Below are 23,316 nucleotides of genomic sequence, written 5' to 3' on the forward strand. Positions count from 1 at the left end.
ATGTTATGGCACGCTGTACGAATTGTCAGTATAAGTTCAACACAAAAGAAGTGCTCGCTGTCAGTGTTGCGATACACGGGAAAGGCAAGACGTGTCCGAACTGTGGCGTGAAACAATACATGTCCCGAAAGTCGCAATTTTATCTTTCACTCGGGAATATCAGTCTCTTGTTCGTTCTGTTCTTGCCATTTCTAATCCGGTTGAGCGACCGGGAAGAATCGATGAGGTAAGATGTCGGTTACTTTTATTTTCATGAAACTTTTTCCTGAATCCACCAGTAGATAAGGAAGAAGGAGATGATCAGATGGTACGTTGTACGAATTGCCAATATACGTTCAAAACGAAAGAAGTGCTCGCTGTCGGATTTGCGAAACACGGGAAAGCGTGTCCGAACTGCGGCGTGAAGCAATACATTTCAAAAGACTCGCAACATTACTTATCGCTCGGATACGTCAGTCTCTTGTTCGTCTTGATCCTACCGTTCGTCATCAAACTGAGCGACAAAGAAGAGACGATCTGGTAAAGCATTACGCGCATGCCTGAAAACGACAGGGTGCGCGTTTTGTCTTATACTCGAGATTAAATAATAAACTAGGGGGATTACAACATTTTTTAAATGGGTAAATAAGGATATTTTTTACTATAATCAAGTTGTGGTTGGGGAACTACTCGATGCTAACGGGGTATCATTGGAATTGGCGGGCCTTCTGCATTTGCGGGAGGTTATTTTACGTAAACAAAAAAGAGTGCCCGTCAGGACCTCCCAGTTGCATCTTCAGTTGTTCCTCGAAGCGCTCCAGCTTCTTGCGGCTTGACGTGATGTCTAGCTGCATCAGATTCTCCGTCTGCTTCAGGACATCGACCTGCAGGCCTTTCGTCAGACGGTAGAAAGCGGCGAGGATCTCAGGTGCCTCTCCCGATAGTACGATTTGCGTCTTGTTCACGAACAAAAATTTTATGTGCTCCTCCTTGTGTGAAACGGCGACGATCAATATACGCCACGTGAATGTAAAGCAAACGGATTGTCACTTGATTCCAGAAGGTTTTCCGCTTATTCTGAAGGCATCGCTTCATTTCAGTTCCACTACCTCTTACAAATGGTCAGTTCCCACCTGAATTCCCACTTGATGGATGACGAGAAATGAAATAGTAGGTGCGCCAATCATTTTCAAGTCCGATGTTCAGACGAGAGGAACCACACGAAATCAGCGTATAGTTTTATGAATATTACGGTTTGCGTCGGAAACGTCCGCAAGCTTAAGCGATTTAAGTAATAAAAATAACCAAAATTCTAGTGCATATTTATATTTGATTTGAGATTTGAAGAATAATTGTGAAAAAGTCGTTATATTTCAGCGATTTTTTGCGTTTCAAAAGCTATTTGAAGTCTCTTATGGCTATTTTTATAATTGAATAGTATGCATTAAAATAAATGGAATTGTCGAATTTAATGAAGAATCAAAGTGAATCGCATTGAAATAAATGTTCTCATTTCGAATAGAAATAGTTATAAAAAGTGTGGCGTTAAAGAACTAAATGAGAAAGGTTTATCGAGCGACTAATTTTAAGAATTGAAATTCTATAACAGCAAGTAATAATTTGGTCTACGAAAAAAACTTTGTTGATTCACACCAACCTCAATAAGTTCCAGAGTACATTTTGAATCACGATTTACATGAAAAGGACCTTATTAAAGAAGGATATTGAGTGTTACAGAACTGAAGTATGTGTAATATGATGTCTCTCAGAAGACGTAATTAAATTTAGTTTTTAAATCTATATAATTGTTACATATATTTACATGTTAGTTTTGTAAGATTCATAATAATCAGCTTTGGTTCGAAAGGTACTAATGATAACCCGAGTGATTTTCTTTAGGAAGCGATTAAATAAGAAAGTTATTTTTTCATAATGTTGTGGAGTCAAAGAACTTAGATTTTCTAAAGGGGGTAATAAAATTGAAAAGTAACCATAAACAAATTATTAATGCAAAATTAAAACTGTCTATTAAAAATATTACTGATGGAGAAAATAACTGTTACTATGATGTAGATAAAATACATGAAGAAAAATCAATAAAATCACATTCTATTTGGAATAATGGAATACTTAAGCTTTTAGCTGAAAATAATAAAATATTTTGGATTGATCCTAAAATGAGATTTAAATTATATGGTGAAGAAGAGTCTTTATTTCATGAAGTAATTACAAAAAATGCTACTGTTTATAGAGGCTTTTGTGGAGAACATGATAATAAATTATTTGAACAAATTGAGAAAGACAGTAGTTACGAAGGTACATTAATACAAAATTTTTTATATAGCTATAGGGCGTTCTCATATCAACATGTCCAAAATAAATTATCGAAATTAGCATATGAAGATATGTATCAAGAAATAAGAAAAATGGTTATTCACAAAATTGATGGCTTGAATGAAAATACTCTAAAAAATATAGATGAGCTTATAAAATTACATAATAAAAAAAGGGAACGAGGTGACGCTATATTTACTTCTACAAAAGAAAAATTTAATGCAAGTTTTAAAAATATTCATGACGAAAAATGTTTTAATAATAGTATTAATGAAAATTTTGTTTTCAAATTTTTTAAAATAAATAAAAAAATTGAAGTTGCTTGTTCAGGAATAGGTGATCCTTTAATTGATATTGATGGGAAAAAAATTATTACGCCAACATCAGGATTTTTATTTTTAAATTTGTTTCCTATAAGTTTAAATGAATCATATTTCATTTTAGGATTATTAAAAAAAGATGAAAAAATTTACAAAAAAATAATAGAATACTTAAATTTAGAATATCAAAAATATAATGAATCACAAATTAATAATTTTGAGCTATTTGTTCAAAATTTAATAGTAAATGGATCAGAAAATATAGTTATGTCTCCAAAGTTATATCATAAACTCAATTTAAATGGTGATATTGAGAAATTTGAAAAACAGTTTAATGGAAGTATTGCATTATCACATAAAGAGCAAAAATTACATCAAAACTTACTTGCAGATAATGGTTATAAATTGATATAAATAGTTGATTAATTAAATGCACTAACTTCTAATAATTTCTTATTTATCATCAACAAAATTCACTCGACAAAACTTTTTCCTGAATCCACCAGTAAATAAGGAAGAAGGAGATGATCAGATGGTACGTTGTACGAATTGCCAGTATAAGTTCAAAACGAAAGAAGTGCTTGCTGTCGGATTTGCGAAACATGGGAAAGCGTGTCCGAACTGCGGCGTGAAGCAATACATTTCAAAAGACTCGCAACATTACTTATCGCTCGGATATGTCAGTCTCTTGTTCGTCTTGATCCTACCGTTCGTCATCAAACTGAGCGACAAAGAAGAGACGATCTGGTAAAAGCATTACGCGCATGCCTGAAAACGACAGGGTGCGCGTTTTGTCTTATACTCGGGGCAAAGGAGCTGTGAAACATGCAAACCGTATATGATGCAACCGTACAAAACGCAGCAGGAGAGACTGTTTCATTAGGTGACTATGCGGGGCGTGTCCTCGTGATCGTCAACAAGGCAAGCAAATGTGGGCTCGTCAAACAACTTGGCGAACTGCAGGCATTGTACGATAAATATGACGAGCAAGGAGTCACGGTGCTTGGCTTTCCGTGCGATCAATTCAATCAGCAGGAGTTCGCGAGTCAGGAAGAGACGATGCAGTTCTGTCAGCTGAACTATGGCGTGACGTTTCCGATGTTTCAGAAAATCGATGTCAATGGACCAAATGAACATCCGCTTTATACATTCCTAAAACGCGAACGCTCCGGTCTGCTGTCGTCGAAGATTAAATGGAACTATACGAAGTTTTTAATCGATCGCCAAGGACGTGTCGTACAGCGGTTCAGTCCGGTCGATTCCGTCCAGTCGGTTGAAAAAACCTTATCTTTGTATCTATAATCCAAGTAACCGTCCGGCGCGAGTCGTTGGGCGGGACGAACGAATACCCTACCTTTGGCAAGGTAGGGCTTTTTTTATGTCATTCAACGCGAAACGAATCAAATGAATAGGTGACAATCGCATCGCTGCGCTTATGTCCGAGATCGGTCAGAACCGGTGGACGGGGAGACAAGACATGAAAATCCTGCTCGAACGCTCGGAGCCAGTAATGGACCCAGTCTTTTGTAGGATCGAGATTCATCATTTCACGTGCGAATGTCAGCAGCTTTGAATCGGTCAGCGTCAGAAGTGGAATCGGATTGATCTCGACATCTTCTTTTAGTTCATACAGATCCAGTGAACGAAGCAGAATCGCATCCGCTTCGAAAGTCAATTGAAAGTAATTACAGCTGTAGTCGCCGACGATGACCATCGTCTCCTCCGTATGCCCGCGAAAATGAAAGATCAATCGGTTACCATTTGCGACATCCATCGAGAACTGATCAAGTCCGATGTTATAATCCTCGCGAAATTGTAGTTTTTCAAGCGTGATTTCTCGCATGACTTAACCTCCTGTTCGAGTTTGTCGTTCTTCTGTCAAAACGGTTTGGCGTGCTGCTAGGCGGGACGAGCCAATCAATAGAGCGATTCCGAGTAACAATAACGAAATTCCGAACCAAGCCGTTCCACTTAACTGCTCGCCGAGGACGAACACACCAAGCAAGGCGGCCGTCAATGGTTCACCGAGCGAGAGTGTGACGGCAGTCGACGACGGTACGTTCGATAGTCCTTTTGCGAATAACCAGTAAGCAAGCCCGGTCGCAACGACGCCGAGATGGAGGCTGATCCCAGCCCCTCGTGACGTGGCCAACCACGAGAGATCGAATAAGAATAGTGGGGGAGATAGTAGCAGGGAGCTTGTCGTAAAGATGACGGCAACGACCGATAGCGGCGCGTGGGTCTTGACGAGGTCACGACTGACGAACGTGTACCCGGCAAACGATAGTCCGGCACCAAGTGCGAGAACGATGCCGATTGGATCGATCGCGACCGTCCCTTGATTGTTCAGGAGCAACAGACAACCGGTGATCGATAATCCGGTTGAAGCCCACCACAGCAACGCGGGACGTTTCTTTAAGAACAGCCACTCGATGCATCCAGAGAAGATTGGTGCGCTCCCAATCGCAACGACAGTACCGACAGCGACACCCGTCATCAAAACAGCGGAGAAGAACAGGGGCTGGTAAGCTGCCATGCTGACGGCAGCGAGTAAAATCGTCCGCAGCGGCCAGTCGCGCAATGTCAGTTTTCCCTTTAAGAAGACGAGACAGAGCAAGAACAGTCCGCCGACAGCAAGACGAACGGCACCAATCGCAATCGGATGTGCATCGTCCGGAGCAAAGGCTTGCGAGGTACCCGTCGTGCCCCAAAAGATTGCAGCGAGTAATATGAGCAACATCGATGATGATTTAGACATGGGTCACCTCTTCGAATGCAATTTTTTAAAATGATATTAGAACGAGAATACCACAGAACGAGTAGGATGGAATACACCAAATAATTGAAAAAATGGTATGGTATATAGGGTGAAGTCGTATCATTCACGAATACGAAAATGAAAAGGATGGGACCCATGAAAGAAATGAACCAAATCGAAGCGGTACTTGACGTCTTATCACAAAAAATCAATCACGGGTCGACCTTCATTCAGCGGCGATACGATACAGGAGTCGCTCAATTCAATTTAAATGATCCGGTGACGGAACAGGCGATTCAGTCATTTGAAAAACAGTTCAAGCTAACGTTACCAAGTGAATATAAGTCATTCCTTCGTTTACATGACGGAGCGGAGTTGTTCATGATTCAAGGTCTTGGTATCGAACTCTATCCACTTGAAAAAGTCATTGAAATGACAATCCAGGCTAAAGAGGACGACCTGATTCATGAAGACTATGATCACTTCTTGATGATTGGCGAAATGAACGAAGGATATGTCTTGATTCAGACGGAAGATGCGAAGACGGATGAGACACCTTATATGCACTGGATGTTTCATGAGTTGTCGACAGAGGAGACTGACCCAATCGGACAGAACTTTGGCACGTTCCTTGAATATGCGATCATTGCACAAGGGGATATGTTCTGGGAATTCAAGGACTTCTCGATTGCAACGAATGATTATTATGTAGAGGACTACAATTCCGAAGAAGAAGTGAGCAAACCACAATCGATTCGCTTCGTCGACTCGGTTCGCGTTGAAATCGAGTATCCGACTGCGAAGCGGGATGCATATTTCTCAGTTAAGATTTTCGAAGGGAAACAAGATAAAGAAAGTCTCGGCGCTAGCTACGACTCGGATTCGCGCTTTGAGAAAGTGGTCCAATCGGTACGGGAATATCTAATGGCGGAGCGTTTCCAGTATTCTTCGATCATGGTCTTTCAAACAGAACACCGATTTTGGCAGAACGATGACGAGACAGGTGATTCCTTGATTCGCAACCACAATCCACAACGGCAAGGAATGCGCTTCGATGGATATCGTGCCTTCGTCGAGGGGCCACCTCGTCCACTTCCAGGGTGGGAATGAGTCAGAAATTTCTTCATACGGAACGGAGTTTGACAGATGAAAAAATGGTTGTTGATTCCCATGATTCTTTGTTTAAGCGGTTGTATGATCCAACCGCAAAGTGGGAGTGAGACGAATGAGACGTCTTTCAAAGGGAATACGAAAGAGGGACTCGTCTTTGAATACAAATTGACGAATACAGGTGACCATGCATTCGATGTCATTGCACATTCTGGTCATTTGTTGAATGTCGTCGTTCGTGATAGCAAGTCGAGGACTGTCGTTTTCGATTCAAGAAAACAGAAGAGTAAAACAAGCCAACAAAAGAAACGTGTCAAAGCATCAGAAACCGTCATTCTCAAACAAACGATACAAGGCGGTACGATCGAGTCAGGTACATATGATATCGAATATCTCGTTGAGGAGAAAGAAAAGTATAGCGAAGGTTCTAGTTCAGTGGAGGACATGGAAGAGAAATTAAAATGATTTATGCTCTGGTGCACGACTTCTTTAAAAATATCTTCAGAGTCTCATACAGGTTTCGGTACGAATGATGCTACTAGTAACACGAGACGTAAAAGAGTGGTCCCATGAGAAGCTGATTTTTGTCCTTTAGGCAACTAACGGGTGAAAATCAGCTTTTTGTTTATTAATGATACTATGCGACGCTGCTCTATCAACTGACGATCAATCAATCCTACGGACCACGCATCCCGTTACTCGTCGCGACGATAGGACGGGAGCGAATGTCTGCGTTACTGGACTTTGCGAATGAGGAAATTACGACAAGCAGGAAATCAAGAGACCAAGCCTGAAAAAGAAGGACAAAACCTTATTTTTATATATCGAAATTTAATTTCAAAAATAAATAAATAACATTGAATTAAAATTTCTTAATTGTATAATAAAGGGAGGGAAGAGAAAGGGTGAAGCACATGTTAGATCAATTAGCAACGGAACGTCGAAATGAACAGACGATGCAACTCGATGAGATGACAGTCGAGGATGTCTTACGGGTGATGAACGCTGAGGATCAAACGGTCGCGACGGTCATTCAGACGCAGATTCCGGTCATCGCGGAAGTCGTCAAACACGTCATTTCGTCATTCAAAAACGGAGGACGCTTGATTTACATCGGTGCTGGTACGAGCGGGCGGCTCGGGATTCTTGATGCGGCAGAATGTGTGCCGACGTTCGGGGTCTCACCAGACATGGTCGTCGGTTTGATTGCTGGCGGCGAACGCGCGTTAATCAAGGCGGTCGAGGGAGCAGAGGATAGTCGGACGCTTGCCGTCGACGATTTGAAAGCGCTCCAGCTAGAAGCACGTGATACGGTCATCGGGATCGCAGCAAGCGGTCGGACACCGTATGTCATCGGTGGTCTTGATTACGCGAAGGAAGTCGGAGCGGTGACGGTAGCGATTTCTTGTAATACGAATGCGGTTATCAGTGGGCACGCGCGTTATGCAATCGAAGTCGAAACAGGTCCGGAAGTCTTGACGGGGTCAACAAGACTAAAGGCTGGAACGGCACAAAAGCTCGTCTTGAACATGGTTTCGACAGCGGCGATGATCGGTGTCGGTAAGGTCTATCAAAATTTGATGGTTGACGTCCAGTCAACGAACGAAAAGCTTGAGATCCGGGCGAAGCGGATGATTTGTGAGGCGACGGGAGTCGATGCCGTAACGGCGGAGCGTGTCTTCCATGAAGCGCACGGGCACGTCAAGACGGCGATCGTCATGATTCTCGCGAATGTTTCGTATACGGAAGCCGTCGAACGATTACAGCAAGCGAACGGATTCGTCCGAGACGCACTCTAAGGGGGAAATACGATGAAGAAGGAAGAAGTGCTGGCACACGCGATTCTTGAGCACGTCGGTGGAAAAGATAATCTCCGGCAGCTTGCGCACTGTATGACGCGGGTTCGTTTATCGTTAAAGGATCCGATGCAAGCAGATTTCGATGCGTTAAAGCGGATTGATGGGGTCATGGGGGTCATCGATGACGAGACATTACAAATCGTCGTCGGTCCGGGAACGGTCAATCGGGTAGCCGACCACTTAAGTCGCGAGACGGGACTCGCAATCGGGGAAGAGTCCGTTGATCCGAATTTGACGCCAGAAGAACGAGCTGCCGTCGAACGGCAAAAAGTAAAAGCAAAACAACAGTCTCCGTTCAAACGCTTCTTGCGCCGAATCGGGAACATCTTCATTCCGCTCATTCCGGGTCTTGTTGCTTCCGGTATCATCAACGGTGGTGCGAACTTCGCAAAAAATGCGGGTGTCGATGCAACACAGACATGGATGCAGATTTTACTCTTGATCGGTGGGACGGTCTTTGCATATCTCGCCATCCTTGTCGGTTGGAATACGGCGAAGGAGTTCGGCGGAACACCGGTGCTCGGGGCGATTGCCGGTGGGATTCTATTCAACCCCGTGCTTGCGGACATCACGATTTACGGGGAACCGCTCGTTCCAGGCAGGGGCGGCTTGTTTGGTGTCATCTTCGCTGCGTGGTTGATGACGTATCTTGAGAAACACATCCGTCGCTTCATGTTCGCATCGATCGATATCATCTTTACGCCACTGTTGACGGTGCTGATTGTCGGATTCGCCTCGCTCTATGCGATCATGCCGGTTGCTGGACTGTTGTCAGACGGCATCATGAAAGCAATCAATGCCGTGCTTGAGGTCGGTGGACCACTCGCTGGAGCCGTTCTGGCTGGCTTCTTCCTACCCCTCGTCATGGTCGGTCTCCACCATGGATTGACACCAATCCATCTCGAGTTCTTGAACACGATTGGCAACACACCACTCTTACCGATTCTTGCGATGGCAGGAGCGGGTCAAGTCGGGGCGGCAATGGCGATTTTCGTCAAGACGCGCAATCCGCGCCTGCGTAACATCATCAAAGGTGCGATTCCGGTCGGATTCCTCGGAATCGGTGAACCGTTGTTATACGGGGTCACATTGCCGCTCGGTCGTCCGTTCGTAACGGCATGTCTCGGCGCAGCAGTCGGTGGTGCCTTCCAAGCAACAATGAAGACGACGGCGCTTGGAGTCGGCGTATCCGGGTTATCATTGACACCGTTGATCGATAACGGAATGTACTTGACGTACATCGGCGGTCTCGTCATCTCGTACGCGGCAGGATTCCTGTTCACGTACTGGTTCGGTTTCAAAGAAGAGATGGCAGACGGTATTTAAGGTGTTGACCAGCAGTTGAATCCTTCCCAAAAGAAGGAATCAGCTGCTTTTTCTCTAAGTAGAGAAGAGAAGGAGTGAGTCGATGAAAGGATTATCAATCTATTTAAGTGAACCGATGACGGATGAGACGAAGGAGTGGTTGCAGCGGATGCGTGCTGTCGGCTTTTCGTCGCTCTTTACATCACTACATATTCCGGAGGATGATTCCTCGCTATACGTCGAACGGTTGCAAGCGCTCGGTCGCGTAGCAAAGACACTCGGGTATGAGCTTGTCGCGGACATCGCACCGGCTTCACTTGCGACACTCGGAAAGACATGGGAGACGGCAGCGACGTTAACGGAGTGGGGTGTCACCGGACTGCGCCTTGATTACGGCATCAGCCCGCAGCAAATCGCGACGTTATCGAACCAGATGATGGTCGCACTGAATGCCAGCACGTTAACAGAAAACGAATTAACTGAGATGAAGGTACACGGGCTTCAAATTGAACGCACGGAAGCGTGGCATAATTTTTATCCACGACCAGAAACCGGGCTCGATCGGACATGGTTTGACGAAAAAAATGCCTGGTTGCACGCACAAGGATTACGCGTCCAAGCATTCATACCGGGCGACGGAACACTTCGCGGACCGTTATTCGAGACGTTACCGACACTTGAAGACCACAGAAAAGCGGCACCGTTCGCAAGTTATATGGACTTACAGCCGACCGTCGACCGAATTCTTGTTGGGGATCCACGGTTGACGGAAGCAACGATTCGGCAATTCGAAGCAGAGCAAGACGGTATCATCGTACTGCGAGCACTCGCGAACGGACAACAGGCGCGACGAGACACGGAAACGAATCGGTTTGATCCAGCGCGGGATGTCATTCGGTCCGTCGAATCGCGGATTAGTCCGTCGAAAATGGACCTGACACTACACAATACGTCTGCTCGTCCGCTTGGAACGATCACAATTGATAATGAACGCTACGGGCGATACGCCGGTGAGGTGCAAATCACGAAGTGTGATCTTTCGGCAGATGAACGGATTAATGTCCTTGGACGAGTGATTGCAGAAGATCGTCCATTGATTACACAGATTGGTCCAGGACAGAAGTTCCGGATTGACTGGGTGACGCCATGAGGCAGATTGTTGCTGAACGCTTCGCCTATCTATACCGAGGAGAGCTGTTCACAGTCATCACGATTTTACCGCTTAGTTGGTTCGGAAATCGTCTTTTTCCACAGCTTCAGCTATTTGAATTAAGCGCATTTTGGATGTCGTTGTTCCTATTCGAACTGTTGCTGATTCAAGGAGCATCGTATTGGTATAGCAAGTGGAGACGTCTAAAAAAAGAAGGAACGTCAATCACCCCGATATCCGTCGTTCAACGGTTAAAGAGCTGTCGCGTCATCAATCTCGGTTTGATTATATTGACGGCATGTACGTTCGGAATCGATCTTATACGTTTCCAATCAGAGATTCCTGTGTCCGGTTTACTGATTGCCTTGTTATTATATGTATGTGCGATTCTTGAATATATCAATTATTTCCATATCCAACTTATGTACGATAACCGGTCGGATGTGCAATACTTAATACAGAATAGACGGTTGAAACGATCGGCATTAAGTAAAGATATGCAACGACTGCGTTAGATAGTCGAGGTACGGTTTCATAGAATATAGGAGGGATTATATGTTCGATATGCTCATTCGTGGCTATCGTAAATTGCGGAAGTTAAGAGGACGTTGAAAAAGTAGAAATCATAATACGGAGTGTGATGAAGAGTGAAGCGTATAGGGTTACTCATCATGTTAAGTCTACTGATCGGAAGCGCGTCACCGATTGAGGGTCAGGCCAAATCGACGTCAAAGAAAGAAACGATTTGTATTGATCCTGGGCATCAAAAAAAGCAAAACTTAGGGAAAGAGCCAGTTGCGCCAAAGTCGAAAGTCATGAAAGTAAAAGTAAGTGCTGGAACAAGTGGCGTAAAGACGAAAATTCCGGAATATAAACTGAATTTACAAGTCGGATTAAAACTAAAAGCTGCATTAGTGAAAAAGGGATACCAGGTACATATGACGCGCACGACACATGACGTCAACATTAGCAATGCAGAGCGTGCAAAATATTGTAATGCGAAGAAAGCTGCCTTAACCGTTCGAATTCATGCAGATGGAAGCACGGATCGAAAGGTTGAAGGAATCTCTGTCTTATATCCCGATGATCAAGTGACGAAGGCCATCAATAAGACGAGTAAAAAACAAGCAACCATCATGTTAAAGCACTTGATCGAATCGACGAAAGCGAAAAAGAGTTACGGGACAGGTCTTGTTCCAAGAACAGATTTAACAGGTTTCAATTGGTCGAAGACTCCTGTTGTGTTGATTGAGATGGGTTTCATGTCAAATCCAACTGAAGATCAAAAATTAGCATCTGCTAGTTATCAAAAAAAGCTAGTGAACGGAATGGTAAAAGGAATTGATGCATCATTAAAATAAAGGTGCAATCTATCATTTAAATAGGGGGATGTTCGATGAAAAACATGAGCTGGCTAAATCCGCCAACACGAATTAAAGAGGAATCGCCATTACGCTTCATGACGGATCCAGACACAGATTTTTGGCGCAATACGCATTATCAGTTCAACCGACTGACGGGACATGCGTTGCTGCAGGACGCTCCAAGTGGAGAATTCAAATGCCGGATTGAAGTGAAATTAAAACCGAACGCTACATATGATCAAGCGGGAATTTTACTCTATGTAAACGACGACCACTGGGTGAAAGTGTCGGCTGAATTCATTCCGGATGGTCCATCACATCTCGGTGCCGTCGTAACGAGCTTCGGTTATTCGGACTGGTCGTGTCGGGACGTCGAGAATACGCTGTTTGATGCGCCGCTTGTCTTTGAACTCCATTATCTCAATCAAGATGTCACGTTGTATCACGTGACTGGAGAGCAAAAAGAGCAGCTTCGCATCGCACACTTGCATGATGTGACGGATTTGAAGATTGGACCGTACGCCTGTAGTCCGGATGTAGAAGCAGCAGGCTGTGAAGTAGAAGTATTGAACTTCTCGTTAGAACAGATTACAGAATAAGGTATGAAAAGATTTTTACACGATGTTAGTGAATGGGAACGCGCAAAATTCGTATAGGGAAATCAGTCTGTTTCTCCTACCCACTAGAATTAAAAACATTACCTGACTAGCATCGCGTAAGAAGCGAAGGAGACAAAGCATGGTGAATATTAACGCCAAGTTCAATCGGTGCTTAAAACTGATCGAGAAATATCCGCAAGCTTTCGTAGTAGGGAAAGGGGCAACTGAAAATGAGATGCTTGAAGTCGAAAATCGTCTTCAGGTCACACTTCCTCCGATGTACAGAGAATTTCTAAAAAAATTCAGTTACCTGGCGACGTATGATAATGAGATCTGGGGAATCAATCCATCTAATCACCAGTTAGATATTGTGTTTAGACTTGAAAAATATAACGAGGAGCTACGTAGCAAATCTCAAAGTGAAGTTCCTTCATATCTAATCGGAATACAGATGGAGGACTTTAGTTCGTCGCTCGTTTGTTTAGACTTACATGCTTTGACCTTCAATGATCAAGAGGCAAAAGTGTGTTTTTATCCGAGTGATGAGGAAGCGCATTATACGGATTCTTTCACAGAATTATTATTTGAAGTATGTGATAGCGCTGTTTCAACGTATTTGGATGATAGTGCGAACGATGCACCCCCTACTATTGAAAAAGTGAGTGAAAGCAAAACGGGGCGGAAGGATCTTTATTCAGAAGCAAAAGCGTTGATCCATGCACATCCGGAGTTGTCTGAGTTTGGAGAAGGTTTATCTGATGCTGAAATCGAGGTAATTGAAAAAGAATTGAAGGTAACCTTACCTAAAAGTTACGTGACTTTCTTGAAAGAATTTGGAGGCGGTGTATTTGGAGACAACCAGTTTTTTACGATGTTCAATGATGAATTAGTAAAAACGAATCTCGAATTATATCTTCCAACAGAGTATGAGCATGCTCTTTCAGAACATCTTGTAGCTTTTTATTTTGACGACCTTGAGGAATTTTATGCGTGTCTCGATTTCAAAAATGTCAGGAACGGTGAGCCTAAAGTAGTGTATAGAGAAGTGAACGTACCGGAAGAAGACTACGATGATCATGATGCTTTCAAATCGTTCTCAGATTTTTTCTATTACATTATTCAAGATACGATTGACGTCAATAGCTAACAACCTCCTTGTTCATTAAGTGTCTTGTTTTAATATGACGAACCGTTAAGTAGACGGAAGTTATAACAAAAAATTAAACGGCTTGAACCCTTAGTGCTAAAGGGATCAAGCCGTTTAATCGTTATTTTATAACGCTGTTCGTTGATGAAAATCATATGTTATCGATTCTACTTATTTTAGATAACATCTTCACTGATTAATAGACGTTGCAGCCATGAGTTGGAAGAAATATTTCGGTTCGTTCGTCTTATGAAGACCATACCATGCGTCTAACGTTTCAGGTGTAAACACATCGAGTGCTCGAATCGTTTCATAAGCAAACTCTAATGCTGCCATTCCTGATGCTGTGATTAATGAATCGTCACGGACGACTGGAGTATGCTGATAAAAAGGTGTACCCGCATAATTCGAGCAAACGGATTGTAAGTAAGATAAATCGTTACTTGTATGTGGACGCTGATCTAAGAAGCCACTCTTTGCTAATCCTTCTGTCGCTCCACAAATCGCAGCAATGAGTGTTCCGTTACTTAGGGCGACTCCTACTTTATTCAGTAAGGCGGTATGAAGAGGTTCTTGCCACGACTGTCCACCTGGAAGAATCAAAGCATCCGTTGAAGTAAGCTCTAATTGAGAAACCACGATATCCGGTAAAATTCGCAGTCCTCCCATTGTCGCAATGGGTTGTAGCGTTGGTCCTACCGTAACGACATTTAATTGTGGAGCATCTGCTTTGAAATATCTCCGTGAATGTAACTCGGGCATTATGTACCCATATTCCCAATCTGAAATTGAATCGAATACATATAAATAGACAGTTTTAATCAAGATAACCGCTTCCTTTACTATATGAGATACATTCAGTATAGAGAGGCTACCCTGACAACTACTGTCAGTGAAAACAAATCACTGATGTGAAGCGATTAATTCGTATAATCGATCAATGATTTTGCTTTTGATTTCAATCGGAGAAACGACTTGTATCGATGTTCCGTAAGCAATGAGGAGACTCGGGACTTGTTCGTTTAAAACGCTCGCCTCAATTTTAAAGACGGCTCGATTACGATCTTGTTCAACCAGACAGTGCTTGAAGTACCAGTGTTGGCAAATTGAATCGATGGTGGAAGTATCACCAGTAAGGATCAATTCACCTTGCGTTTCGTTTTGATTTGGTAGTAACTCGGTCATAAAAGAAGTTGAATCATCAAAATCATCTGGAATGTCGAATTGATCTGTCGTCATATTGAATTTGTGAATGCGGTCGATTTTAAAATGACGGATTGCTCCTCTTAACTGACAGAAGGCAGTGACGTACCAAGCGTGTTTCCAGTAAGTTAATTTAAATGGATTGATGTCACGCGATTGAACATCTTCCGTATTCGCACGGCAATATTGAATATGTAGGGTTATTCGGCTACGGATTGCTTGATCGATTTCCCGTAATAAAGTTTCGGCATCCAATGATATTTCAGATTGATAGGGAATCACATCCAATGTCGAAACACTTATCGAAGTATCTAAAGCATGCTGTTTTATTTTTGATATTGCGCGATTCAATGCTGCATTGCCATAATAGCCGGCTTCCTCTGCAAAAAGAGCAGCATGATATAAAGACTGCTGCTCTTCCGCATCGAAGAATAAGGGAGCTTCTATGAATTGAGGTAACAAGGTGTATCCGCCATGGTGACCTGCTTCGGCAACGATAGGGACACCACTTGCCGAGAGAGTATCAATATAGCGATAGACAGTCCGGATATTCATCTCAAGTTGTTCTGAGATATACTGGGCTGTTACTTTTTTACCAGACTGAAGTATCCAAAGTATTGCAAGTAAATGATCACTTTTCGCCAAAAGAGTTACTCCGATCACTAATCATTAAAACTTAGCCGCTTTTTCCGGCATCTGACCCGTATAAGACGATTGTGGTCTGAAAATCCGGTTGTCTTGCGCTTGTTCGAGAATGTGTGCCGTCCAACCGATGATACGGCTAGAAGTAAAGGTCGGTGTGAACAGTTCTTTTGGAATATCGAGTCCTTTTAGGACGGCTGCCGCGAAGAACTCAACGTTCGTATACAACTTTCTACCTGGTTTGTATTCTTCGAGTAAATCAATCGCCGTTTGCTCCATTTGTGTAATCAGGTTGAACCAATCGCTCTCTTGCGCAAGATCTTTCGAGACGACTTTCAAGGCTTCTGAACGGGGATCACGTGTCTTATAGACGCGGTGACCAAAGCCCATCAGTTTTTCGCCTTTCTCTAACTTGTTTCGAATCCACGGCTCGATGTTATCAATCGTTCCGATTTCATCAATCATCTCAATGACTTCTGACGGAGCACCACCGTGAAGTGGGCCTTTCATTGAACCAATCGCAGCACAGACACCAGAAATCATTTCCGATTCCGTCGAGACGACGACACGGGAAGCGAACGTCGAAGCATTCATACCATGTTCAATCGTTAGGATCAGATACGCCGTCAGTGCTTTAATCTCAACATCACTCGGCAATTGTCCTTTGATCATATAGATGTAATTCGCGACATGATCAAGTTCCGGATTCGGTTCGATGAAGTCAGCACCTTGATTTTTTTGATATTTATAAGCAATGATCGTTGGTAAGAGTGCTGTTAACTGCATCGCTTGATCAATGGTCGGTGGCCAAGCGAAAGCAGGTGTACCAAGCGCCGAGATTGCCGTGCGCATCGTGCTCATGACATCCATCTCGTTCGGCAATGTATCGAGAATCGTTTTTACGTAAGAAGGAAGTTCACGGTAGCTTGTCATCTGTTCTTTGAATGACAAAAGTTCCGATTCAGTCGGGAACGCACCGTTCCAGACGAAATACGCGACTTCTTCAAATGAATAAGATAATGCGAGTTCTTTTGCCCAGTGTCCGCGATAGACGAGATGACCTAACGTCCCATCCACTAAACCGATTTGTGTTTCTGCGGCAATGACGCCTTCTAGTCCTTTTTTGTACTCCATCTTCAACACTCCTTTTCTAATACCTATAGTCAGTATGACGTACGTTACCACTAAATCACCAGTAATTTGAATGCGTTTCCAAAATTATTCTGTGATGTACTATAATTAAAGAAGAAATTTTAATAGATTACAGAAAACCATGTCTACTATAGCTGATGTAGTGGAAGAAGGAACACATATGAATAAAGCCATGATCATTCGTTTGTTCGGTTTTTTCTTTATATTAAATGTCTTTTTAATGATTGATTTATTCTTTTCGGTGAACCGAACGTTTCTGGAGCCACTTGGATTAGTCGTTGCTTCATTAGTATTGTTCGTTCCCATCAAACGGCTTGAGCCTTTAGAGGATCAAACGCTGTCAGTATTCAAATCAACTATCACTGTCGTGTTAGGCATGCTCCTGATGGGCGGATTGTTTTTACCCATTGTATTTATCTTCGGATAGGTGATCCTTTATCCGTCATAACAAAAAGAGACCGGGACAGTGTAAGTGTCCCGGTCTTCTTCATGCCAAAAACGTATCCAATTGATCTTGGCGTTTATCAATCATAATCTGAGCCTTTGGAATGTTAGCGTCTTGCAACACGTTAATTGTGTCATGGAGGAATTCATCACTGCCGACAACGTAATACAAACCTTCCTTGTCTGCTGTCATATCCTTTAAAGCATCGTAGTAGGCGGAGCGACTCTCAACATAAGTGGAGCTAAACTGCTCATGCAAAGGAAGCTGAGTCTTGAATAGTTCAGTCTGGGCAGAGTCGACGTTCAACGAGTGCATGTGCGGAATACCACTTCTGTCAGTCTGATGTTGCAAAATAATTGGACGAAACGTTGCCAGACCAACGCCTGCTGAGAGTAAGTACACCGTACGACTTTCCCGACGCAGCGGAATATTCGAATGCGTCTTAAATAGGGCAATCTTTTCACCCATTTTTAATTGCTGGAGTGTCTGCTTGAAGACGGAACATTCCGGTTTGATCCGTGTCGTGATCCCGATCGTCCCTTCGCTAGGTAACGTCGAAATCGACATATGCCGGATCAGACTACGGTTCGGCTTTTCTCCTGCATTAAAACCTTCGAGCGCCATATGCGTGTGTGCGCCTTCCTCCCAAACGAAATCATCTGGAAGTTTCAAATGAAACGTGTAAGTGTGTTCGCCTTCTTGCGTTACCTGTTCTAGGGGTAGCCAATCGATCTGCATCATTCATTCCTCATTTCTATATAAAGTATCAATAGACAGCAATCGGACCATAGGGCCCTTCGATGATCTCAAGTCGTGTCTCGAAAATATCGGATAACGTCTCTTCGACCATGATTTCCTTGACCGTTCCGAAGGCAGCGATTTGCCCGTCCTTCATCGCACAGATGTGATCCGCGTATTTGGCAGCAAAATTGATGTCATGCAAAACAGTGATGATCGTTCGTCCGAACGTATCAGCGACGTGTCGCAGGTAGCCCATCATCTGGACTGAGCGGGCGATATCGAGGTTATTGAGTGGCTCGTCGAGTAGGACGTATTCCGTTTCTTGACAAAGCACCATCGCAACATAAGCTCGTTGCCGCTGACCACCCGATAATTCATCAAGGTAGCGGTTCTCAAGTGACGTCAGTTCAAGAAAATCGATGTATTTCGAGATGATTGTTTCATCATCCGCTGTCAGGCGACCTTGTGAGTAGGGGAACCGTCCAAAACCGACAAGCTGCCGGACCGTCAGCCGCGTCACGAAATGATTTTCTTGTCGCAAGATCGTGATGATCTTTGCTAAGTCTTTCGATTTACTACTTGTCACGTCCATCCCGGCGACTTCGATCTGCCCGGCATCGAGATCAAGCAACCGTCCGATCATCATCAACGTTGTCGACTTGCCGGCACCGTTTGGACCAATCAATGCCGTGAATCCGCCTTTTGGAATCGATAGATCAATCGGACCGATCCGGACGTCGTCCGTATACGATTTTTTTACTTGTTCGAGTGATATCATAGGGACCTCTTTCTAAGCAACACGATAAGGAAAATCAGACCGCCGAACAGTTCGATAATGACGGAGACGACGCTTGGCGTGTTGAAAATGTGATACATGAAGAAATAAGCACTTGTTAAAACAAAGAATCCAATTGCGAATGCCATCGGGAAAACGTATTTGTGATCGTACGTCGCAGCGACCTGATAACTGAGTGTCGCCACTAAGAAACCAAAGAACGTCAAGGGTCCGATCAGCGCCGTCGACATCGACATCAAGAGTGAAATCAGAATCAAGAAGTAGATGACACTGCCGCGATGATTGACACCGAACGATGTCGAAACCTCTTTTCCGAGTGCGACGACATTGAGTCGTCCGGACGAAAAGTAGAGTAACAGACCGACGACGAGGACAATCGGAATGACAATCGGGAAGTAAGCTGCGTCGGCATTCGTGACCGAACCGAACAGTCGCGCTTGTAAGATATCGAACTCGGACGGGTCGAGCATTTTCCGCATGAACGACGACAGGGAGTTCAGACCAGTACCGAGAATGATTCCGACGAGCAACATCAGTTGCAAGTTCGCGTACTTACCAGACAACAACCATCCGTATAACAAGAGACTCATCGCAAGCATGACCGCGACTTGTGTCAAAAAGGCATTCGTGCCCGTAAAGCCGACGAGTGCTCCCGCACCGAAGAAGAAAATCATCGATGTCTGGATCGTCGAGTAGAGGGCGTCGAAACCAAGTAAGGACGGTGTGATGATCCGGTTATGCGTAACGGAGTGAAAGGCGACGGTCGCTAGACTTTGGCAGATTGCTGCGATCGCCATCGTGATGACAGCCGTAATCCGACGCTCGACGACCGGCCAAAAGGACGGCGAATCAAACGGAACCGGATTATTGTAGAGCAAGAGTCCGATCGTACTGAGCACTCCGCCGCTGATGAACAGGACGAGGAGGATCCAGTAGCGTCGCTCGAGTCGTTTCGATTGAAAGGCAGATGCCCGGCGATTGGTTTCACGTGTAACGCTCGGTTGAGGGCGCATATGTTCCTGTTGTTTGATTGCGGTACTCATCTGACACCTCCAGTCTTACGTCGACGTAACAGAATGATGATGAAGACGGCTGCCCCGACGGTTCCAAGAATCAGTGAAACCGGGAGTTCGAACGGTCGGATGATCGTGCGCGAAATTAAATCGCTGATTAGAATCGTTGCCATCCCGATCAGGCAGACCCAAGGCAGATTACTGCGGAGATCGTCACCGCGAAACATCGAGACAATATTCGGGACAATCAAGCCGAGGAACGGCAGATTGCCGATGACAGTTGCGACGACACCAACGGATAGTGCGATTAGTCCGGTCGCAATCAGCATCAGCCGGTTGTAGTTGACACCAAGACTCGTAGCGACGTCTTCGCCGAGCCCGACGAGCGTCAAGCGACTCGCAAGAAAGAAGATACAGACCGTGACACCGATGATGATCCAGAGATATTCATAGCGACCGATTTGGACAGACGCGAATGAACCAACGAACCAGCCTTCGATTGCTTGGCTAGCGCGGAAAAATAATCCGAGAAACGTCGAAATCGCAGAGATGACGGCGCCGAGCATTAGACCGATGATCGGGACAATCAGCGATGAACGCAAACGGACCGACCGGAGAAACCAGAAGAAAACCATCGTCCCGATAAACGCGAACACGATAGCACCGGTCATCCGCATCATCAGCGACGGTGCCGGAACGAGTAAGTAAACGGCCAATAGTCCGAGACCAGCCCATTCGATTGTTCCCGTCGTCGTCGGTTCGACAAGGCGGTTTTGTGTGATCAGTTGCATGACGAGTCCTGCCATCGCCATTGCAGCACCGGTCAGCATCAAGGCAAGTGTTCGCGGGACGCGCGTAATCCAGAACATATCGAAATCGTTCGTGGCACCACGCAGTTCATAGACGCCTGTGAAAAGGGAAGCCGTCGCAAGTGCTAAGACGAGACATAAAGTAAAGATGAACGACTTCGTCCAGACGACAGAAAAGGAAGGTCGAGCCGGGGGCTCAACTCTTCCATTCATTTGTTGCTGTGCGTGTGCCATTACTTCTCCAGCGCTTTCGCGATATCAGTGAAGAATTCCGAGTATGTCTGGATCGATTCGTTCAAGTACGTATCTTTTGGTGCGTAGACGATATTGTCATCTTTGATTGCTTTTGTTTTCTGGAGAGCTGGTGCACGGTCGATGACGTCTTGCGCCGGTACGGCACCTTCTGCGTTTCCAAGTGGTGCGTCACGGTCAAGGACGAGTAACCAGTCCGGATTACTTTGAGCAATCGCTTCGATCGAGACTTCATCGCCTTGGTCATTGCCTGATTTTTGTTTGACTTCGAGTGCCGGTTTCCAGTCGAACAGATCATACATCGGTCCGAAGACACGTCCACTCATCGGAGCGGAGAATCCGATATCACCGCCCGAGACGATGACCGACATGACGCTATCCTGTCCGTTATACGATTTTTTGACATCTTTGATCGATTGCTCGAGTGTTGTCACGAGTTGATCGGCTTCTTGTTTCTTATCAAAAATCTGTCCGAGTGTTTCTGTCGTATCTTCGAGTCCTTTAACGAGTAATTCACCTGGTGTACCTGAGTCTTCCGGTAAAGTGATATCGAGATCGATGACAGCGGCGTTCGGAACGAGCTTTTTGATATCTTCGTAATGATCAGCGAAGCGTTGTCCGACGATGACGACATCTGGATTGACTCCAGCAATTGCTTCGAGGTTCGGTTCGAAATGCATGCCGACGTCGACGATATCTTTGTCTTTTGCGTATGGTGATTCGGCCGGGAGTAGTCCGACTGGTGCTGCAACGAGTTCGACGTCCCATGCGGCAAGTGTCTCAAACGTCCGGTTATCGAGTGCGACGACTTTCTTCGGGTCAACTGGGACGTTGACCGTTCCGTGTGCGTCCTTGATTTTGACCGTCTTTGGTGCCTCCGCGTTCTTCTTCGTGTCTGCTTCTCCTGCGTTCCCGCATGCTGCGAGTAAAACAGCAAGCGAACTCACGACGAGTGGTGTTTTCCATTTCCCCATGATGATTCAGCTCCTCTTGTTTAATTTGATAATACATAAATCACGGATTGAGCAGCAGATGGATTATGTATGTCTACGTGATTAATCTGTTCTCAATTAGTGATAATGATTATCATTGTCATGTTCACCGAGAATCATAGCAAACGAATTTGGAAGACGCAACGCTAATTTCCAAGGAATTACCTGGATCATTTTTTTGCTTCTATAAACTATACGAAAATAAAAAAATGATAATCTTTCTCATTTGGATATAGAAATAGGACCATCGGACGCTTTTAAGCAACAGAGGTTTAGACGACTTCAAAAAGAGAAAGTGGTAATATATGTATCAAATTTTCAAATCAGAGACGCTGCAGAAGATGACTTCGAAATGAGGTGCTCTATGAATCAGCCATTTGAAGAATTAAAGATGTATCAAAATTTTGATGAGCTCGCAGATGATGTACTCGATTTCGCAAAAGAGATTTTACCGGATCAGATGTTGTACTTGTCGGCAATCGAAGCAGGGCAACAACGGATGCTGAAGATTGCAAACGATAAAGCGGACATCCCGATGGTCGAAGGGATGCAACTTGAATTGAATCAGTCGTTATGTAAGTTGATTGATTTTGAGACGAAACAACCGGTCGTCTTAGAGAATATTCCAAACGCAGAGCAACTCGGCGATTGGCGAAAGGATCTGGAGGAGGCACATGTCCGCTCCTATCTAGGAATTCCAATCGTCCTGACGAGCGGTGAGACGTTCGGGACATTATGTGCAATCAATAATCAAGTCAGCTTGTATGATCAAAAGAATGTTCAGCTGTTGCAACGCATCGTGCGGTTATTTTTGTATTATTTAGAGCTCGAGCGGTATGCGTGGAAAGACGCGTTGACAGGTTTGTATAATCGACGCTACTTAACGAAACAGTTCGAGGATCATCCAGGACAAGGAGGGGCAATCTTCTTTCTCGATCTCGACGGTTTTAAGCAAGTCAATGATCTGTATGGTCATGAGACAGGGGATATCGTCCTGCAAGAAGTCGCGCAACGCTTGCAACGATTCGTGCGCGAACAAGACGATGCGATGGCGGTACGATTAGGTGGCGATGAGTTCATCTTGCATGTTGGTCATTCGGATTCAAGGGAAGGGTGGGAGCAACTCGCGGATCAGATCGTCACTTCGTTAAGTGAGTGGGAAGCGGACTATCGCGTTTCGACAAGCATCGGAATCGTAATGTATGATGAGTACCGTCCAGAGCTGCAAGCTTTGTTGCAACAGGCAGATGTTGCGCTTTATGCTGCCAAGTCATCAGGAAAGAATACGTATCAGTTTTACGAGTTGGTGAGAGAGTAGTGTCTATCAATCATATGAATATTTATTC

27 protein-coding genes are annotated in these 23,316 nt (G+C 44.4%); 16 read left to right on the forward strand and 11 right to left on the reverse strand.

Annotation, left to right across the window (positions count from 1 at the left end):
* Positions 1-5 precede the first annotated feature (5 nt).
* Entirely contained in the window at positions 6-230 is a 225-nt protein-coding gene (locus K6T22_RS06670; protein WP_081834695.1) for a hypothetical protein, read from the forward strand.
* 74 nt (positions 231-304) lie between these two features.
* Positions 305-523 carry a hypothetical protein gene (locus K6T22_RS06675; protein ID WP_174316165.1) on the forward strand — a complete coding sequence of 73 codons (219 nt, stop codon included), beginning with the start codon at positions 305-307 and terminating at the stop codon, positions 521-523.
* 205 nt (positions 524-728) lie between these two features.
* Here K6T22_RS06675 and K6T22_RS06680 read toward each other — a convergent pair whose 3' ends face one another.
* Positions 729-950, reverse strand: a complete 222-nt coding sequence (locus K6T22_RS06680; protein WP_238239578.1) for a hypothetical protein — start codon at positions 948-950, stop codon at positions 729-731.
* 1,008 nt (positions 951-1,958) lie between these two features.
* Here K6T22_RS06680 and K6T22_RS06685 point away from each other — a divergent pair.
* From K6T22_RS06685 to K6T22_RS06695, 3 genes are all read left to right on the forward strand, one after another.
* The gene (locus K6T22_RS06685) at positions 1,959-3,047 is read left to right on the forward strand and encodes a hypothetical protein (protein ID WP_238239580.1); all 1,089 of its coding nucleotides are present in this window, start codon (positions 1,959-1,961) and stop codon (positions 3,045-3,047) included.
* Between the two features lie 118 nt (positions 3,048-3,165).
* Positions 3,166-3,384: a hypothetical protein gene (locus tag K6T22_RS06690; RefSeq protein ID WP_029341406.1), complete on the forward strand. Its 219-nt coding sequence runs from the start codon at positions 3,166-3,168 to the stop codon at positions 3,382-3,384.
* 74 nt (positions 3,385-3,458) lie between these two features.
* Positions 3,459-3,935 carry a glutathione peroxidase gene (locus tag K6T22_RS06695; protein WP_238239582.1) on the forward strand — a complete coding sequence of 159 codons (477 nt, stop codon included), beginning with the start codon at positions 3,459-3,461 and terminating at the stop codon, positions 3,933-3,935.
* A gap of 79 nt (positions 3,936-4,014) precedes the next feature.
* On the opposite strand, the gene K6T22_RS06700 is transcribed toward K6T22_RS06695, so the two are convergent.
* Both K6T22_RS06700 and K6T22_RS06705 read right to left on the reverse strand, forming a co-directional pair.
* Positions 4,015-4,476, reverse strand: a complete 462-nt coding sequence (locus K6T22_RS06700) for a hypothetical protein (RefSeq protein WP_238239583.1) — start codon at positions 4,474-4,476, stop codon at positions 4,015-4,017.
* Positions 4,477-4,479: 3 nt separating this feature from the next.
* Positions 4,480-5,391 (reverse strand): EamA family transporter, encoded by a 912-nt coding sequence (locus tag K6T22_RS06705; protein WP_238239585.1) that lies wholly within the window; start codon positions 5,389-5,391, stop codon positions 4,480-4,482.
* A 156-nt stretch (positions 5,392-5,547) separates the two neighbouring features.
* Between K6T22_RS06705 and K6T22_RS06710 the strand changes: the two genes are divergently transcribed.
* The 9 genes from K6T22_RS06710 (at position 5,548) to K6T22_RS06750 (ending at position 13,925) form a co-directional block, all read left to right on the forward strand.
* Entirely contained in the window at positions 5,548-6,501 is a 954-nt protein-coding gene (locus K6T22_RS06710) for an SMI1/KNR4 family protein (RefSeq protein WP_238239587.1), read from the forward strand.
* Positions 6,502-6,537: 36 nt separating this feature from the next.
* The gene (locus K6T22_RS06715; RefSeq protein WP_238239588.1) at positions 6,538-6,966 is read left to right on the forward strand and encodes a BsuPI-related putative proteinase inhibitor; all 429 of its coding nucleotides are present in this window, start codon (positions 6,538-6,540) and stop codon (positions 6,964-6,966) included.
* Between the two features lie 449 nt (positions 6,967-7,415).
* Positions 7,416-8,300 (forward strand): N-acetylmuramic acid 6-phosphate etherase, encoded by an 885-nt coding sequence (gene murQ, locus K6T22_RS06720; protein WP_238239590.1) that lies wholly within the window; start codon positions 7,416-7,418, stop codon positions 8,298-8,300.
* Between the two features lie 12 nt (positions 8,301-8,312).
* A complete protein-coding gene (locus K6T22_RS06725) occupies positions 8,313-9,686 on the forward strand; it encodes a PTS transporter subunit EIIC (protein ID WP_238239592.1) in 1,374 nt (457 codons plus the stop codon).
* 82 nt (positions 9,687-9,768) lie between these two features.
* Positions 9,769-10,815, forward strand: coding sequence for a DUF871 domain-containing protein (locus K6T22_RS06730; RefSeq protein ID WP_238239594.1), 1,047 nt, complete (start codon positions 9,769-9,771; stop codon positions 10,813-10,815).
* Positions 10,812-11,330: a general stress protein gene (locus K6T22_RS06735; protein ID WP_238239596.1), complete on the forward strand. Its 519-nt coding sequence runs from the start codon at positions 10,812-10,814 to the stop codon at positions 11,328-11,330. Before K6T22_RS06730 ends, K6T22_RS06735 begins: the two co-directional genes overlap by 4 nt.
* A gap of 156 nt (positions 11,331-11,486) precedes the next feature.
* Complete coding sequence (locus tag K6T22_RS06740; RefSeq protein ID WP_238239597.1) at positions 11,487-12,176, forward strand: N-acetylmuramoyl-L-alanine amidase; 690 nt, start codon at positions 11,487-11,489, stop codon at positions 12,174-12,176.
* A 35-nt stretch (positions 12,177-12,211) separates the two neighbouring features.
* Positions 12,212-12,778, forward strand: coding sequence for a DUF1349 domain-containing protein (locus K6T22_RS06745; protein ID WP_238239599.1), 567 nt, complete (start codon positions 12,212-12,214; stop codon positions 12,776-12,778).
* Between the two features lie 139 nt (positions 12,779-12,917).
* Entirely contained in the window at positions 12,918-13,925 is a 1,008-nt protein-coding gene (locus K6T22_RS06750) for an SMI1/KNR4 family protein (RefSeq protein WP_238239600.1), read from the forward strand.
* Positions 13,926-14,114: 189 nt separating this feature from the next.
* Here the strand turns inward: K6T22_RS06750 and K6T22_RS06755 are convergent, their stop codons facing one another.
* From K6T22_RS06755 to K6T22_RS06765, 3 genes are all read right to left on the reverse strand, one after another.
* A complete protein-coding gene (locus K6T22_RS06755; protein ID WP_238240048.1) occupies positions 14,115-14,753 on the reverse strand; it encodes a type 1 glutamine amidotransferase family protein in 639 nt (212 codons plus the stop codon).
* Positions 14,754-14,828: 75 nt separating this feature from the next.
* Positions 14,829-15,773: a helix-turn-helix transcriptional regulator gene (locus K6T22_RS06760; RefSeq protein ID WP_238239601.1), complete on the reverse strand. Its 945-nt coding sequence runs from the start codon at positions 15,771-15,773 to the stop codon at positions 14,829-14,831.
* Positions 15,774-15,797: 24 nt separating this feature from the next.
* Positions 15,798-16,904, reverse strand: a complete 1,107-nt coding sequence (locus K6T22_RS06765; protein WP_238239603.1) for a citrate synthase/methylcitrate synthase — start codon at positions 16,902-16,904, stop codon at positions 15,798-15,800.
* A 178-nt stretch (positions 16,905-17,082) separates the two neighbouring features.
* On the opposite strand from K6T22_RS06765, the gene K6T22_RS06770 reads away from it, so the two are divergent.
* Positions 17,083-17,349 carry a hypothetical protein gene (locus tag K6T22_RS06770; protein WP_238239604.1) on the forward strand — a complete coding sequence of 89 codons (267 nt, stop codon included), beginning with the start codon at positions 17,083-17,085 and terminating at the stop codon, positions 17,347-17,349.
* A gap of 60 nt (positions 17,350-17,409) precedes the next feature.
* Here K6T22_RS06770 and K6T22_RS06775 read toward each other — a convergent pair whose 3' ends face one another.
* Genes K6T22_RS06775 through K6T22_RS06795 form a run of 5 tightly spaced genes read right to left on the reverse strand, consistent with a single transcriptional unit; the run spans position 17,410 to position 21,952 of the window.
* Entirely contained in the window at positions 17,410-18,108 is a 699-nt protein-coding gene (locus tag K6T22_RS06775) for a ferredoxin reductase domain-containing protein (RefSeq protein WP_337927121.1), read from the reverse strand.
* A 25-nt stretch (positions 18,109-18,133) separates the two neighbouring features.
* Positions 18,134-18,886, reverse strand: coding sequence for an iron ABC transporter ATP-binding protein (locus tag K6T22_RS06780; protein ID WP_053453119.1), 753 nt, complete (start codon positions 18,884-18,886; stop codon positions 18,134-18,136).
* Entirely contained in the window at positions 18,883-19,917 is a 1,035-nt protein-coding gene (locus K6T22_RS06785; RefSeq protein WP_425293155.1) for an iron chelate uptake ABC transporter family permease subunit, read from the reverse strand. Before K6T22_RS06785 ends, K6T22_RS06780 begins: the two co-directional genes overlap by 4 nt.
* A 26-nt stretch (positions 19,918-19,943) precedes the next feature.
* The gene (locus K6T22_RS06790) at positions 19,944-20,939 is read right to left on the reverse strand and encodes an ABC transporter permease (RefSeq protein WP_238240055.1); all 996 of its coding nucleotides are present in this window, start codon (positions 20,937-20,939) and stop codon (positions 19,944-19,946) included.
* Positions 20,940-20,959: 20 nt separating this feature from the next.
* Positions 20,960-21,952, reverse strand: coding sequence for a siderophore ABC transporter substrate-binding protein (locus K6T22_RS06795; RefSeq protein WP_238239606.1), 993 nt, complete (start codon positions 21,950-21,952; stop codon positions 20,960-20,962).
* 382 nt (positions 21,953-22,334) lie between these two features.
* On the opposite strand from K6T22_RS06795, the gene K6T22_RS06800 reads away from it, so the two are divergent.
* A complete protein-coding gene (locus K6T22_RS06800; RefSeq protein ID WP_238239607.1) occupies positions 22,335-23,288 on the forward strand; it encodes a sensor domain-containing diguanylate cyclase in 954 nt (317 codons plus the stop codon).
* Positions 23,289-23,316 lie beyond the last annotated feature (28 nt).

This window comes from Exiguobacterium acetylicum (assembly GCF_022170825.1).
Lineage (GTDB): Bacteria > Bacillota > Bacilli > Exiguobacteriales > Exiguobacteriaceae > Exiguobacterium_A > Exiguobacterium_A acetylicum_B.

Coding starts and splice junctions, on each gene's coding strand:
- K6T22_RS06670 (WP_081834695.1), top strand. CDS start 6: ATGGCACGCTGTACGAATTGTCAGTATAAGTTCAACACAAAAGAAGTG.
- K6T22_RS06675 (WP_174316165.1), top strand. CDS start 305: ATGGTACGTTGTACGAATTGCCAATATACGTTCAAAACGAAAGAAGTG.
- K6T22_RS06690 (WP_029341406.1), top strand. CDS start 3,166: ATGGTACGTTGTACGAATTGCCAGTATAAGTTCAAAACGAAAGAAGTG.
- K6T22_RS06695 (WP_238239582.1), top strand. CDS start 3,459: ATGCAAACCGTATATGATGCAACCGTACAAAACGCAGCAGGAGAGACT.
- K6T22_RS06700 (WP_238239583.1), bottom strand. CDS start 4,476: ATGCGAGAAATCACGCTTGAAAAACTACAATTTCGCGAGGATTATAAC.
- K6T22_RS06705 (WP_238239585.1), bottom strand. CDS start 5,391: ATGTCTAAATCATCATCGATGTTGCTCATATTACTCGCTGCAATCTTT.
- K6T22_RS06710 (WP_238239587.1), top strand. CDS start 5,548: ATGAAAGAAATGAACCAAATCGAAGCGGTACTTGACGTCTTATCACAA.
- K6T22_RS06715 (WP_238239588.1), top strand. CDS start 6,538: ATGAAAAAATGGTTGTTGATTCCCATGATTCTTTGTTTAAGCGGTTGT.
- murQ (WP_238239590.1), top strand. CDS start 7,416: ATGTTAGATCAATTAGCAACGGAACGTCGAAATGAACAGACGATGCAA.
- K6T22_RS06725 (WP_238239592.1), top strand. CDS start 8,313: ATGAAGAAGGAAGAAGTGCTGGCACACGCGATTCTTGAGCACGTCGGT.
- K6T22_RS06730 (WP_238239594.1), top strand. CDS start 9,769: ATGAAAGGATTATCAATCTATTTAAGTGAACCGATGACGGATGAGACG.
- K6T22_RS06735 (WP_238239596.1), top strand. CDS start 10,812: ATGAGGCAGATTGTTGCTGAACGCTTCGCCTATCTATACCGAGGAGAG.
- K6T22_RS06740 (WP_238239597.1), top strand. CDS start 11,487: ATGTTAAGTCTACTGATCGGAAGCGCGTCACCGATTGAGGGTCAGGCC.
- K6T22_RS06745 (WP_238239599.1), top strand. CDS start 12,212: ATGAAAAACATGAGCTGGCTAAATCCGCCAACACGAATTAAAGAGGAA.
- K6T22_RS06750 (WP_238239600.1), top strand. CDS start 12,918: ATGGTGAATATTAACGCCAAGTTCAATCGGTGCTTAAAACTGATCGAG.
- K6T22_RS06765 (WP_238239603.1), bottom strand. CDS start 16,904: ATGGAGTACAAAAAAGGACTAGAAGGCGTCATTGCCGCAGAAACACAA.
- K6T22_RS06770 (WP_238239604.1), top strand. CDS start 17,083: ATGAATAAAGCCATGATCATTCGTTTGTTCGGTTTTTTCTTTATATTA.
- K6T22_RS06775 (WP_337927121.1), bottom strand. CDS start 18,108: ATGATGCAGATCGATTGGCTACCCCTAGAACAGGTAACGCAAGAAGGC.
- K6T22_RS06780 (WP_053453119.1), bottom strand. CDS start 18,886: ATGATATCACTCGAACAAGTAAAAAAATCGTATACGGACGACGTCCGG.
- K6T22_RS06785 (WP_425293155.1), bottom strand. CDS start 19,917: ATGCGCCCTCAACCGAGCGTTACACGTGAAACCAATCGCCGGGCATCT.
- K6T22_RS06790 (WP_238240055.1), bottom strand. CDS start 20,939: ATGAATGGAAGAGTTGAGCCCCCGGCTCGACCTTCCTTTTCTGTCGTC.
- K6T22_RS06795 (WP_238239606.1), bottom strand. CDS start 21,952: ATGGGGAAATGGAAAACACCACTCGTCGTGAGTTCGCTTGCTGTTTTA.
- K6T22_RS06800 (WP_238239607.1), top strand. CDS start 22,335: ATGAATCAGCCATTTGAAGAATTAAAGATGTATCAAAATTTTGATGAG.